The sequence below is a fragment of the Streptomyces sp. CA2R106 genome (genome assembly GCF_037034245.1).
Lineage (GTDB): Bacteria > Actinomycetota > Actinomycetes > Streptomycetales > Streptomycetaceae > Actinacidiphila.
In genome coordinates this window covers 125,234-138,331 of the sequence record NZ_JBAGKC010000010.1, presented here as the reverse complement: position 1 = coordinate 138,331, position 13,098 = coordinate 125,234, and the positions used below count along the sequence as shown (strand labels likewise).

The window sequence follows — 13,098 nt, the reverse complement described above, 5'->3', positions numbered from 1 at the left end:
ACATCGCCCGGTGACATCCGAACCCGGGGAGAGCGGCGGCACCGTGTCCAGCAGCGCACACATAACAGGCGGGGCCACCGGCCCCGGGGCCCTACCGAGCGGGCTGCGGCTGCGGCTGCTCGGGCCGACCCTGATCATCGTCGGCTCGCTGATGTCGGTCGTCTCCAGCCTGGGCGCCCCGCTGATCCCCACCATCGCCGACGCCGACGGGGTCTCGCTGAGCACCGCGGAGTGGCTGCTGACCATCACGCTGATGACCGGCGCCCTCGCCACCCCGCTGATGGGCCGGCTCTCCGACGGGCCCCGGCAGCGCGACGTGATCCTCGCCGCGCTCGGCTCGGTGGTCGCCGGCTGCGTGGTCGCCGCCCTGTCCAACGGCTTCGCGATGCTGATCGTCGGGCGCGGCCTGCAAGGGGTCGGCCTCGGACTGCTGCCGGTGGCGATGGCCGTCGCCCGGCGCAACCTCACCCCCGAGAAGTCGCGGCAGGCGATCGCCACGCTCTCGGTGACCGCCGCGATCGGCGCCGGCCTCGGCTACCCGGTCACCGCGCTGATCGCCGAGACCTTCGACTACCGGGGCGCGTACTGGTTCGGCGCGATCACCGTCGGCGCCGCCTTCCTGCTCGCCGCGTTCGTGCTGCCCGGCCGGGCGGACGTCCCCTCGCGGCGGTTCGACACGGTGGGCGCGACCCTGATCAGCCTGGTCGTCGTCGGGCTCTCGGTGGCGCTCAGCGAAGCCGGCGGCTGGGGGTGGACCTCGGCCCGCACCCTGGGCATCTTCGCCGCCAGCCTGGTGCTGCTCGCGGCCTGGATTCCGTATGAGCTGCGCACCACCGACCCGCTGATCGACCTGCGCCAGGTGAAGAACCGCTCGGTGCTCACCGCCGACACCGGCGGCTTCCTGATCAGCGTGGCGATGTACCTGCTGCTGCCGGTGGTGGTCGAGTTCGTCCAGGTCCCGACGGACCGGGGCTACGGCTTCGGCGCCTCGCTCGTCGTCTCCGGCCTGGTGCTGATGCCCTACGCGGCGGCGAACTTCGTGGCCAGCCGCTTCCTCGGGATCTACGAACGGCGGTTCGGCACCCGCAGCATGATCCCGCTGGGCTCGCTGATCTTCGCCTTCGGCACCGGCTTCTTCGCGCTGGAGCACTCCCACCTGTGGGAGGCGTTCGTGGTCACCGGGATCGCCGGCTTCGGGATGGGCTTCACCTACGCGGCGATGCCCGGCTTCATCGTGCGCGCGGTGCCGGCCAGTGAGACCGGCAGCGCGACCGGCTTCTACCAGGTGCTGCGCAGCATCGGCCTGACGCTGGGCAGCGCGCTGTCGGCCGCGGTGCTGATGGCGCACACCCCGGCGGGCAGCGCCCTGCCGAAGGTGTCCGGCTTCGAGACGGCACTGCTCTTCGCGTCGGCGCTGGCCGTGGCCACGGCCGTGATCAGCTTCGTGCTGCCCGGGCTGGGCGGCGGCAGCCGGGTACGGGCGAAGGCCGAGGAGGCCGCGGCGGTCGTCCCTATGATGGAGGAGGAGGCCGAACTCGCCGGCTCCGGCTTCATGACCGTCGACGACCGGGCTTCGGACACCCGCTGAGGAGGACCACGGTGGGCGTCGCGCAGACGGGGCCCGGGCGCCCCCGCGATGCGGCCGCCAGCAGGCAGGCGCTGCTGCGGGCCGCCCAGGAGCTGTTCGGGCAGAAGGGCTTCGAGCGGACCACGATCCGGGAGATCGGCGAACGCGCGGGCGTGGACGCCGCGTTGATCGCCCGCTACTTCGGCAACAAGGCGGAGCTGTACGTCGCCGCGGTGGTCGCCGAGGACGCCGCGGTCAGCGGGCCGGCCGAGTTCAGCGGGCTGGCACAGATCGCAAAAACCCTGGTCCGGCGGTCCGACGAGCGCGGGCCCGGGCCCATCATGCAGGCCCTGATCCGGTCCGACACCTCGCCGGAGATCCGGGTGGCCGCCCGCGAACGCCTCGCCCGCCGCGTCGTGGAGCCCCTGGCCGAGGACATCGCCGGCCAGCACCTCGACCGGCCCCGGCTGCGCGCGGAGATCGCGGTCTCCGCGCTCTACGGCATCAGCCTCAGCCGCTCGCTCGGCTGGTTCGAGGACATCCGCTCCGTCCCCCGCGCCGAACTGGTCGCCCTGGTCACCGAGGTCCTCACCGGCCTCACCGCGACGCCACCCGGGACCGACGGCGAACAGGCGTAGCCGCGGCGCTGCGTCACAACTTCTCGACACCGCACGGCAGTCGCGGCTGATCGGCGCTCACCCGGGGCATGCATCAACGCATGCTGGCGAGTGACGGGGACCGTGAGCGCGCGGTGGACATCCTCAAGGAGGCGTACACCCAGGGCCGGTTGCGGCCCGAGGAGTACGACGAGCGGGTCGGCCGGGCCTACCAGGCCCGCACCTACGACGACCTCGACCGGATCACCGCGGACATCCCCCACCCCGCCGCGCCGCCCTACCCGCTGCCGCCCCCGGCCCCAGCCCCGGTCTTCGTCCCCGAGGTCCGGCGCACCAACACCGCGGCCACCGCCTCCCTCGTCTGCGGCGTCCTGGCCGCCTTCACCCTGGGCGCCACCGCGATCCCGGCGGTCATCTGCGGGCACGTCGCCAAGACCCAGATCCGCCGCACCGGCGAGTCCGGCGACGGCCAGGCCACCGCCGGCCTCATCCTCGGCTACGCCTGCCTCGCCGTCATCACCGCCTTCATCGCCCTGGTCGTCGCCTTCATCGCCACCGCCCCGGGCCCCTGAGCCCTCTCGAGACTTCGGACCGCACCGGGAGCGCCGGGCCGCCGCCCCCCTCCTGCGGCTGCCCGGCGCCGTTCATCGGGCCGGCTCCAGGTAAGGCCGCAGGTGGTGGAGCCGGGTGTGGTAGTCCGGGTGAGAGGAAAGCAGCTTGCCGGGCAGGCCGCCGTGCGCCGTCGCGGCCGTAGTGCCGTGCGCTGTCAGCGCGAGACCCGCGGTGCGGGGGTCGGCCCACTGCTGCGACTGCATGACGTGCAGGACCTGGGCGAGCATCGGCGCGAAGCCCAGGGCGGCCGCGTGCCGGTCCGCCCGCAGCTCGGCTCGGCGACTGACGGCGGCCAGCAGGTACGGCGCAGCCAGGAGCGGTACGACGACGAACCAGTACGCGAGCGCGAGCGCTGCCACCGCACCGACCACCGTGATCAGCAGGAGGAAGGTGAGACAACTGCTGAACCGTCGGCAGAAGCGGGTCACGGCGCGGACCACGGCCCACGCCAGCCGTCCGGGGGCCGCGTACCAGGAGCCGAGCAGGGACGACCAGGCGTGACCGTCGGTGTGATGGCCGAGTTCGTGCGCCAGCACAGCGGCGAGCTGGTCCTCGGGCAGGGTGAGCGCGAAGCGCGTGATTCCGACGATGTGGCCCGCTGCCGAAAGGGCGTTGAGGTCGTCGCTGTCCTCGACCCAGAGCCGGTAGGCGCGCCCTTCCACACCGGCCCGCGCGGTCACCTTCCGCCACTGCGGCTCCAGGCGGGCAGACTCCCACGGGGTCGGGTAGCGCAGTCGCAGCAGGTAGCGGGCGATGAAGTCCTCGGATGGCGGGTGGAAGGCGAAAGCCCCCGAGGCGAGCCAGGCCACCACGACGACCCAGCCCTCGTGGGGGAGCACCGCCTGCGCGAGACCGGCGACGAGAACCAGGCTGACCACGAAGCTCGGCAGGTAGAACACCAACTGGCCGATCGCGGTGGCGTCCAGCCCGCGCTGCCGTTTGGCGATGTGCACCCGGCCCGGCGCATCGCCCGTCATCCGTTGCCGTGGAAACGGTGCCGAGTCCTGCGCAGGAGGGGGAGGAGGTGCGGTCTTGGTGGGGCCCGGCGCGGGGCGCGGCGGTCCGCCGCCGGGGTAGTCCGGCGGTTCCGATCGGGAGGAGGTGGGGTATCGCGGTGGTGCCGGCTCCGCGGCGGTGGGGTACTGCGGCGGGACCTTGGCCGGGCCGCGGCTGTCGGCCGGGCCCTCGCCGGCAGCGTCGGACGGGGTGGTCATGCGGTTATGCCTTCCGGTGGGGCGTCGTGGGCGTCGTCAGCTCAGGAGCAGGGCGCTGGGTAGCAGTACCGCGCCCGCGGCGTAGGCGATCAGCCCTACGCGTATCCAGGCGTGCTTGGTGCCGACGATGCGGCTCGTGGCGGAGAGCGCGTCGATCAGACCCGCGTTCGGGGCGGCGTCGGTGTCCGCCAGCGCGCGGGCCAGCACGTCCTGGGCGACGGCGCGCCGGATGTCGTCGAAGTAGGTCAGTGGGCGGCCGAGGGTCCAGAAGGCCCTGCCGTACCGGGGGGCGATCGCAAGGAGAAGGGACAGCAGACAGCCGCCGAGTGAGGCGACACCGGCCCACCACACGCATTGGGCCGCGGTCGGGAGACGTTCCGGCGTCCAGCCGTGTGCGGCGAGCAGCGCGCCGACCAGACCCGCCGTCATGCTCAACGCACCGAGCAGCACCGACGCCTTGTTGTCGGCGTGCGCGATCTCCGCGCGCAGCTCCGCGAGTAATCGGTGGCCGGCGACGGACGCGGTCACGGCTCGTCCGTCTTCGGCGGGGTCGGATTGTCGGGCGGTTCGTCCTGGGACCCGGCCCACGGCAGGGTGCCCGGTTCGGGAGAAACCCAGGTGGCACCCGGCAGGTTGCGGGTGAACATGTCCTCGAAGAACTTGAGTGACTGCTTGGTCACGCCCTCACGTTGGTACTCCTCCAGACTCGGGCCCTTCAGAACCTCCATGGCGACCTGAGCCTGGCTCTGGATGAGGGCGATCTGGTCCTTGCGCAGGTTCTCCATCACCAGGCGGGAGTCCTCCGGGTGCTGGGCGAGGTGGAACGCCCAGGACGCCACACCCTCCTGTTCGAGGTAATACTGGTAGTACTTGATCTTCTCGGCTTCCAGGCTCTGGCGTTCGATCTCGCCGCGTGCCTTGAGCATCGCCAGGTCGTGTTCCTGCTCGGCCTGAGCCGTCATGCGGTCCGCCTGGAGCCGGTCCTCACGCATGGCGAGCGCGTGCGAGACGCTGAGCTGCTCGTCGGCGTAGCGCTTCTGCCGAAGGCCACGCTGGTGCTCCAGGGCTTCGTCGTCCACGTGCAGGCGCAGGACCCAGTGCACCCGCAGTCCGGTCTCGCCGCCGAGCGGTCCCGCTGTCTCGACCGCGCGCCGCACAGCTTCCTCCGCGGCCGAGGCGCGGTCCACCGCGAACAGCCGGGTGTGCGGGCGGGCGAGTTCCTCGACCCGGCGGGTCAGCAGTGCCGGCACATCGCGTTCGCCACTGGCGACGAACAGGTCAGGACGGACGACCTGCCAGCTCAGCTCGGCTTCCGCCGTGAAGTGAAAGGCGTCGTTGTCGCTCGGCAGGCGCAGCGACGTCGCGCAGCGGTGCACACCGATGTCGACCTCGTACACGGCGGAGTACCGCTTCGTCGCCATCTCAGAACGGCCCGGCCGACGCGGCGGCATGAAGACGTCGTAGCCGCCCTTGCTGGTGGTGAACACCAGGGCGTCGTCGATCCGGGTGTACAGCTTGCGGTACTCGAAGCGCGCGAGCTGGCGCACCCGCAGCACGGGGTCGGGCACGTCGCTGTGCCGGTCGGCGCCCTGGTCCCAGTCCGGCGGGCGGGAGAAGTCCGCCATGGTCGTCACTCCAATTGGTCGCGGGGTGGATGGGGAGGTGCTGCGCTCTTTCCGCACGCGTGGATCGTGGTGCGGACATCTCGTGCGGATGCGTCGGCCTACAAGGCGGCGAGCAGCCGGCCGGCCGCCTGCGGCGGCTGTTCGCCGGGCGAGGACGGCAGGGTGCGCAGCAGATGGCTGAGACGTTTGCGGTCGTCGGCGGTCACCGCGATCGACGGCAGCAGGCACAGGAGGGCGGACTCGACGGTGGGGTCGGCGTCCGCCTGCCGCACCCACCGGCGAAGCGCCTGCAAGGCGCCCCCGGTGTGCTCCAGGTCGCCGAGGACCGCTCGCCACAGCGCCGCCAGGTGCCGGTCGTCCGCGGTGCCGCTCGACGCTGCCGCTGCGGCGTGCCAGCGCAGCAGCAACAGGTTGTCGTCCGTGTGCTCGCAGGCCAGGACGAACGCACGGAGCACCACACGGCGGACTGGCGGCTTGTCGTGGACCAGGCCGGCCAGATCGGACAGTACCTGGCTGCGGGCCCCTGCGACGGGCCCCGTGAGCAGCAGCGCCATGGACTCGGCGATCGGGCCGGCGGCCTCGTCATCGCCCTCGGCCCGGGCGGCGTCGCTGAGCGCTTCCACCGCTGCTTCCGGCATCTCCGCGCCGACGAGCCCGTATGCGCGGATCGCCGTCCATCGCAGCCACTTGTCCGGCTGCGACGGATCGCACCAGGCGCGCAGGATGCTGGGGATGTTCGGAGCGCCGAATCCGTGTGCAAGTGCAAGCGTGTTGGCGGCGACCAGGCAGCGGCGGTACCGCTTGGCACCGGCCCAGCCCTGTACGACGAGCGCCATGGCCGAGGGCAGGTCGGCGTATGTCAGCACCGCCGCGGTCGCCGCCGCACGGGTGCGGACCAGCGGCCGGCCGTCGTCGGCGAGTTGACGCAGCCAGCGGATCAGCGCGGGCCGGGCCGAGGGATAGCCGGTCCACACCTCGCGCAGCATGACCAGAGCGGCCAGCGGCTCACGGAAGCGGGCCTTGTACTGGCTGACCTCGCCCCACTCGGTGTACTCGACCTCCTCGTACCCCTCCGCGCGGGCCAGTTGCAGCCGCTTGCCGATGGAGGTGCCGAAGACCGGGATCACCGGTCGGACCGCGGGGTGCTCGGTCTGCTGGAGGGCGGCGTACAGCTCGTCGCTCAGCTCGGCGGCCAGGGCGTACGGGGCCTCGTTGAAGGCGGCGAGGGCGATCAGGAACGCCTTGTCCCGCAGCGGCGTCTCCTCGTCGCCGAACCACTCCTGTACCTGGTCGGTCACGGCCGCGGCCTGGAACGAGCCGAGCTTCTGCTCGGTCAACTCGCCCCGGGCGTAGGCCGCCAGCGCCTCCGCGAACCTCGCGGCCTCGCGAAGCTGGTGGTGGGCGTGGGCGACGAACTCCCGGACCGGCGCCATCCCGAGCAGCAACCGCTCGCGCTGAGCGTCACCGACCCGTCGGGCCAGATGGGACCGCAGGACGGCATCGGGCGCTGGCGGCTCCCACTCCGTGGGCCGTACACCGGACAGCGACGCGGCCAGACCCACGGTGACGACGAGGTAGGAGTTCTCCTCCGTCAGCTTCTCCCGCAGGCCCAGGAGGTCGATGTCGCGCAGCGGATGGTCCCGGTCGGTGATCAGGTCGCAGATCAGGTAGCCGCGGGCGCCTGCGCCGAGTTCGTCCTTCAGCGCCGTGGGGCGGGTCTTCGGATCGAGCTCGCGCACCGGGGCCGCGCCCAACGTGTGCAGCAACATGAGCGCGGCGCTGCGGCGGCCGGTGTAGGGAGCGCCGGACAGCACCAGCACACGGTCTTCGCGCAACCGGGCCAGGGCGGTGTCGACACGGTCGGCGTCCGCGACGAAGACCTCGGCCAGCTCGGCCAGTTCGGCGGGCGGGAGCAGCCCCGAGGTGTGGGTGGCGGACCCGTACCGGAAGTGGTTCTCCACCTTGCTGCCCATGATCAGGTCGCCGTGCACCCGGCCGCCGGACATTCCGATCTGGTCGCCCGCGGTCAGTCCTCCGCCGAACGCGCTCGGGGCGTGGAAGTACAGCTCGCGGCGGGCGACCCAGGGGTCCTGGGGGAGGTCGTCCTCGATCTCCTGTTGTTCCTCGCCGGCTTCCTGCCCGTCGGCCGAAGCGTCCTCCGCCGCCTGCTCCTCGGTCTGGTCCTGCCGACCGTCCGGGTCGCTCATCGGTGACCACCCTCCGGGTCCCGCCGGATGCCGCCCATGATCACGTCGCCGGTGACCTGGCCACCGCTCACGCCGATCTGGTCGCCCGCGACCTGACTGCCGCCAAAGGTCTGGGAGCCGCCGTTGAAGGTGAACTGGACGCTTCGGCCGGCAGCGTCCTGCGGGCGTGCCGTGCCCTGCGCAGGCGCCGGCACCGGCTCGGTCGGAGGCGTGGGACCCTCCGCCGCGCCGCCGGCGTCGACCGGTGCGCTGTGACGGCTCCCGGGCAGGTCGGGCACCGGTCCGTGCAGCCAGGCGGTCAGCCGGTCCTCCTTCACCGCCACGGCGACCCGGTGGAACTCCTCCTTGTCCAGACCGCGGTGGCCGTGCCGGACCACGCCCTCGTAGACGGACGTCGACACGCACAACACGCAGTCGGCTGACTCCCGCTGCTGGAGCGCCGCGCGTAGTACGTCGGCGTCGAGCAGCCGGCACGCCTGGTTGAGGTCGTGTCCGACAAGGCCGCCGACCGTGCTGCCCTGCGGGTCGTGCGCGACCTCACCGGCCGCCAGGACGACGCGCAGCCGCATCTGGGTGCTGCTGGCGGCGAAGCGGTTGTACGCGTGAAGCGCGTCCGGCGTGGTCGTCAGCAGCGCGCGGAGCAACCGGGCTTTCGAGACGTCGCCGCTGATGAGGATGATCAGCCCGTCGCCGCGGTCCTCGCGGTACTGCTGGGTGCGCTCCACACCGGCCGCGGCGAGGCTGTCCTCCACGACGGTGTCGAGACCCCGCCGTAGGAACGCCTGCTCCACGTCGTCGCGCCGGCTGAAGCGCTCGATGTCGAAGAGCAGGATGGTGCGGTTCACTGGTTCCGTCATGGCCGCCTCTCAAGGACTCATCCGTGCCGCCTGACTCTCCCGCACCGCACTGACAATCGGGAGGCCCGCTGACACAGACGGTCTGTGACCGAATGCACACAACGGGGTGCCGCTGCGCGGCAGTCCCGACCGCTACTCGCCGCGCCCGATCCGGCGCAGCTGCTCCGGCCGCACGATGACCAGGCTGCGACGGCTGGTACGGACGATGTCCCGTTCGCGAAGTTCCTTCAGCAGCCGCGCGACTGCTTCCCGCGAGGCCCCCACCGACCCGGCCAGGTCGTGCTGGCTCAGCCCGGTGGTGAGCCGCAGTCCCTCGGGCACCTGCGTGCCGTGGGTACGGGCCAGTTCCAGCAGGAGGATGGCCAGCCGTTCCCGTACGCCGAGCGCGCCGAACTCCACCCGTCGGCGGTCGCTGGCCCGGGTGCGGTCAGCCGTGAGCCCCAGGAGTTTCAGCGCGGTGGCGGGAGAGGAGGCCAACTGGGCCAGAAACCGTTCGCGTTCGATGGCCACGGCCTTGACCGCCTCCAACGCGGTCACCGTCGCCGAGCGCGGCCGCCCGCTGACCGCGGACGCCTCCCCGACGATGTCGCCCGGGCCGCGGAGCGCGAGCAGTGCCTCGTATCCGTTGACCGCGGAGTGCGTGACCTTGGTCCAGCCGCTGAGGATCAGCAGGACATGCGCGGGAGGCTCGTCCTGGTAGACGAGGGTCGCTCGTGGCGGGTAGACCAGTGGACGGCCGAGGGCGAGCAAGGCGACCCGGTCGTCGTGTTCCAGACGCGCGAGGAAGGGAATCCGGTCGTCCAGCGTGTTCGGCGGTTCGGGCCGGCCGGGCGGGCCGCTTCGATCGGTGGCACCAGTGACCGTCATGAGCGAAGCTCCCCCTCGATTCGCTGCGGTACGAGGCCGCATCACCTTAGTGCAGCGGCCCGCCGAGGGGGCCGGAACGGCCGCGCCGACCATGCGGTGCCAGCCACCCGTCCACGGGTCAAGGGGCCCGGCGCATTTGTTTTGACCGTAGCCGATGCGGTAGGTACGCTCTCATCTGTGCCTGGGGTGTGCCCGGGTCCTTGTGCGTGCCGTGTGACCGGACGAGGACATCGAGGCCGCGGCGCCCGACCATACGCGCTTTCCGATCTTCTGGACGCGGATGCGTGTGGGGTCCGCGACACACCCGACCGCGTGGGTCGGGTCCCAGGTTAGATTTATCGAGATCGGCACACAGAAACCGGAGAAACGGTGCCTACGATCCAGCAGCTGGTCCGAAAGGGCCGGCAGGACAAGGTCGAGAAGAACAAGACGCCCGCGCTGAAGGGTTCGCCCCAGCGCCGCGGCGTCTGCACGCGTGTCTACACGACCACCCCGAAGAAGCCGAACTCGGCCCTCCGTAAGGTCGCGCGTGTCCGTCTGACCAGCGGTATCGAGGTCACTGCCTACATCCCGGGCGAGGGCCACAACCTTCAGGAGCACTCCATCGTGCTCGTGCGCGGCGGCCGTGTGAAGGACCTGCCGGGTGTTCGCTACAAGATCATCCGCGGTTCGCTCGACACGCAGGGCGTGAAGAACCGTAAGCAGGCCCGCAGCCGCTACGGCGCCAAGAAGGAGAAGTAAGCATGCCTCGTAAGGGCCCCGCCCCGAAGCGCCCGGTCATCATCGACCCGGTTTACGGCTCCCCGCTGGTGACCTCGCTGGTCAACAAGATCCTCCTGCACGGCAAGCGCTCCACCGCCGAGCGCATCGTCTACGGCGCCCTGGAGGGCCTGCGCGAGAAGGCCGGCGCCGACCCGGTGATCACCCTCAAGCGCGCGCTGGAGAACATCAAGCCGACCCTCGAGGTCAAGTCCCGCCGCGTCGGCGGTGCGACCTACCAGGTGCCGGTCGAGGTCCGTCCGGGCCGCCAGAACACCCTGGCGCTGCGCTGGCTGGTCGGGTACTCCCGCGCCCGTCGCGAGAAGACCATGACCGAGCGGCTGATGAACGAGATCCTCGACGCCAGCAACGGCCTGGGCGCCTCCGTGAAGCGCCGCGAGGACACGCACAAGATGGCCGAGTCCAACAAGGCCTTCGCGCACTACCGCTGGTAGTCACCACCCCCATCGAGACCGAGAGAAGACTGAGCCACATGGCCACCACTTCGCTTGACCTGGCCAAGGTCCGCAACATCGGGATCATGGCCCACATCGACGCGGGCAAGACGACGACCACCGAGCGGATTCTGTTCTACACCGGTGTCTCCTACAAGATCGGTGAAGTCCACGACGGCGCTGCCACCATGGACTGGATGGAGCAGGAGCAGGAGCGCGGCATCACCATCACGTCGGCCGCGACGACCTGTCACTGGCCGCTCGACAACGTCGACCACACCATCAACATCATCGACACCCCCGGTCACGTCGACTTCACCGTCGAGGTGGAGCGTTCGCTCCGCGTCCTCGACGGCGCCGTGACCGTGTTCGACGGTGTCGCCGGTGTGGAGCCGCAGTCCGAGACGGTCTGGCGCCAGGCCGACCGCTACGGCGTGCCCCGTATCTGCTTCGTCAACAAGCTGGACCGCACCGGCGCGGAGTTCCACCGCTGCGTCGACATGATCGTGGACCGCCTCGGTGCGGTGCCGCTGGTCATGCAGCTGCCGATCGGTGCCGAGGCCGACTTCAAGGGCGTGGTCGACCTCGTCCAGATGAAGGCCCTGGTCTGGTCGCTCGAAGCGACCAAGGGCGAGATGTACGACACCGTCGACATCCCGGACACCCACGTCGAGGCGGCCGAGGAGTGGCGCGGCAAGCTGCTCGAGGCCGTCGCCGAGCACGACGACGAGATGATGGAGCTCTTCCTGGAGGGCCAGGAGCCCACCCAGGAGCAGCTGATCGCGGCCATCCGCCGGATCACGCTCGCCTCCAAGGGCGGCGCCGGCTCGGTCACCGTCACCCCCGTGTTCTGCGGCACCGCGTTCAAGAACAAGGGCGTGCAGCCCCTGCTCGACGCGGTCGTGCGCTACCTCCCGTCGCCGCTGGACGTCGAGGCCATCGAGGGCCACGCCGTCGGCAACGCGGACGAGGTCATCAAGCGCAAGCCGTCGGACGACGAGCCGTTCTCCGGTCTCGCGTTCAAGATCATGAGCGACCCGCACCTGGGCAAGCTCACCTTCGTCCGGATCTACTCCGGTCGCCTGGAGTCGGGTTCGGCCGTGCTGAACTCCGTGAAGGGCAAGAAGGAGCGCATCGGCAAGATCTACCGCATGCACGCGAACAAGCGTGAGGAGATTGAGTCGGTGGGCGCCGGCGACATCATCGCCGTGATGGGGCTCAAGCAGACCACCACCGGTGAGACGCTGTGCGACGACAAGAACCCGGTGATCCTGGAGTCGATGGACTTCCCGGCGCCGGTGATCGAGGTCGCGATCGAGCCCAAGTCCAAGGGCGACCAGGAGAAGCTGGGTGTCGCCATCCAGCGCCTCTCGGAGGAGGACCCCTCCTTCCAGGTCCACTCGGACGAGGAGACCGGCCAGACCATCATCGGCGGCATGGGCGAACTGCACCTCGAGGTGCTGGTCGACCGGATGCGGCGCGAGTTCCGGGTCGAGGCCAACGTCGGCAAGCCGCAGGTCGCGTACCGCGAGACCATCCGCAAGACGGTCGAGCGCATCGACTACACCCACAAGAAGCAGACCGGTGGCACCGGTCAGTTCGCCAAGGTGCAGATCATGCTGGAGCCGCTGGAAGGCGGCGACGCGACCTACGAGTTCGTCAACAAGGTCACCGGCGGCCGCATCCCCCGTGAGTACATCCCCTCGGTGGACGCGGGCGCGCAGGAGGCCATGAAGTTCGGCATCCTGGCCGGCTACGAGATGGTGGGCGTCCGCGTCACCCTGATCGACGGCGGCTACCACGAGGTCGACTCCTCCGAGCTGGCGTTCAAGATCGCCGGTTCGCAGGCGTTCAAGGAGGGTGCCCGCAAGGCGAGCCCCGTGCTCCTCGAACCGATGATGGCCGTCGAGGTCACCACGCCCGAGGACTACATGGGCGACGTCATCGGCGACCTCAACTCCCGCCGTGGCCAGATCCAGGCCATGGAGGAGCGTCACAGCGCCCGGGTCGTCAAGGGCCTGGTCCCGCTGTCGGAGATGTTCGGCTACGTCGGTGACCTGCGGTCCAAGACCTCGGGCCGGGCCAGCTACTCCATGCAGTTCGACTCCTACGCCGAGGTTCCGCGGAACGTCGCAGAGGAGATCATCGCGAAGGCCAAGGGCGAGTAGTACCCCCCGGTACCTCGTCTAGGCTTGACAGCAGGCTTTCGGGGCGTTTCCGGCACAACGGGCCGGAAACGCCCCCGGGTCGGCATTCCAGCAAAGATCACCTGGCGCCGATGAAGCAAGGCGTACAGATCCACTCCCAGGAGGACCCCA

Annotated in this window: 12 protein-coding genes; 6 read left to right on the top strand and 6 right to left on the bottom strand. The window is 70.7% G+C overall.

The features are described from left to right. The first annotated feature begins 10 nt into the window (after window positions 1–10). The 3 genes from WA788_RS17430 (at window position 11) to WA788_RS17420 (ending at window position 2,756) form a co-directional block, all read left to right on the top strand. Window positions 11–1,588, top strand: a complete 1,578-nt coding sequence (locus tag WA788_RS17430; RefSeq protein WP_335978280.1) for an MFS transporter — start codon at window positions 11–13, stop codon at window positions 1,586–1,588. Between the two features lie 11 nt (window positions 1,589–1,599). Further along, window positions 1,600–2,205 (top strand): TetR/AcrR family transcriptional regulator, encoded by a 606-nt coding sequence (locus WA788_RS17425; protein ID WP_335978277.1) that lies wholly within the window; start codon window positions 1,600–1,602, stop codon window positions 2,203–2,205. Between the two features lie 80 nt (window positions 2,206–2,285). Further along, window positions 2,286–2,756 (top strand): DUF1707 and DUF4190 domain-containing protein, encoded by a 471-nt coding sequence (locus WA788_RS17420; protein ID WP_335978275.1) that lies wholly within the window; start codon window positions 2,286–2,288, stop codon window positions 2,754–2,756. A gap of 72 nt (window positions 2,757–2,828) precedes the next feature. On the opposite strand, the gene WA788_RS17415 is transcribed toward WA788_RS17420, so the two are convergent. The 6 genes from WA788_RS17415 to WA788_RS17390 form a co-directional block, all read right to left on the bottom strand. Continuing rightward, entirely contained in the window at window positions 2,829–3,773 is a 945-nt protein-coding gene (locus WA788_RS17415; RefSeq protein ID WP_335978273.1) for a M48 family metalloprotease, read from the bottom strand. A 273-nt stretch (window positions 3,774–4,046) separates the two neighbouring features. Next, entirely contained in the window at window positions 4,047–4,538 is a 492-nt protein-coding gene (locus WA788_RS17410) for a Pycsar system effector family protein (protein ID WP_335978271.1), read from the bottom strand. Next, a complete protein-coding gene (locus WA788_RS17405; RefSeq protein ID WP_335978269.1) occupies window positions 4,535–5,635 on the bottom strand; it encodes a PE-PGRS family protein in 1,101 nt (366 codons plus the stop codon). The genes WA788_RS17410 and WA788_RS17405 overlap by 4 nt, the downstream gene beginning before the upstream one ends. 98 nt (window positions 5,636–5,733) lie before the next feature. Beyond that, window positions 5,734–7,842: a hypothetical protein gene (locus WA788_RS17400; RefSeq protein ID WP_335978267.1), complete on the bottom strand. Its 2,109-nt coding sequence runs from the start codon at window positions 7,840–7,842 to the stop codon at window positions 5,734–5,736. Then, complete coding sequence (locus WA788_RS17395; RefSeq protein WP_335978265.1) at window positions 7,839–8,699, bottom strand: hypothetical protein; 861 nt, start codon at window positions 8,697–8,699, stop codon at window positions 7,839–7,841. The genes WA788_RS17400 and WA788_RS17395 overlap by 4 nt, the downstream gene beginning before the upstream one ends. A 132-nt stretch (window positions 8,700–8,831) precedes the next feature. Further along, a complete protein-coding gene (locus WA788_RS17390) occupies window positions 8,832–9,566 on the bottom strand; it encodes a Crp/Fnr family transcriptional regulator (protein WP_335978263.1) in 735 nt (244 codons plus the stop codon). Between the two features lie 369 nt (window positions 9,567–9,935). Here WA788_RS17390 and rpsL point away from each other — a divergent pair, with 369 nt between their 5' ends. Genes rpsL through fusA form a run of 3 tightly spaced genes read left to right on the top strand, consistent with a single transcriptional unit; the run spans window position 9,936 to window position 12,948 of the window. Next, the gene (rpsL, locus tag WA788_RS17385) at window positions 9,936–10,307 is read left to right on the top strand and encodes a 30S ribosomal protein S12 (RefSeq protein WP_014144289.1); all 372 of its coding nucleotides are present in this window, start codon (window positions 9,936–9,938) and stop codon (window positions 10,305–10,307) included. 2 nt (window positions 10,308–10,309) lie between these two features. After that, window positions 10,310–10,780, top strand: a complete 471-nt coding sequence (rpsG, locus tag WA788_RS17380; protein WP_033177779.1) for a 30S ribosomal protein S7 — start codon at window positions 10,310–10,312, stop codon at window positions 10,778–10,780. Between the two features lie 38 nt (window positions 10,781–10,818). Then, the gene (gene fusA, locus WA788_RS17375) at window positions 10,819–12,948 is read left to right on the top strand and encodes an elongation factor G (protein WP_335978257.1); all 2,130 of its coding nucleotides are present in this window, start codon (window positions 10,819–10,821) and stop codon (window positions 12,946–12,948) included. Window positions 12,949–13,098: the final 150 nt, after the last annotated feature.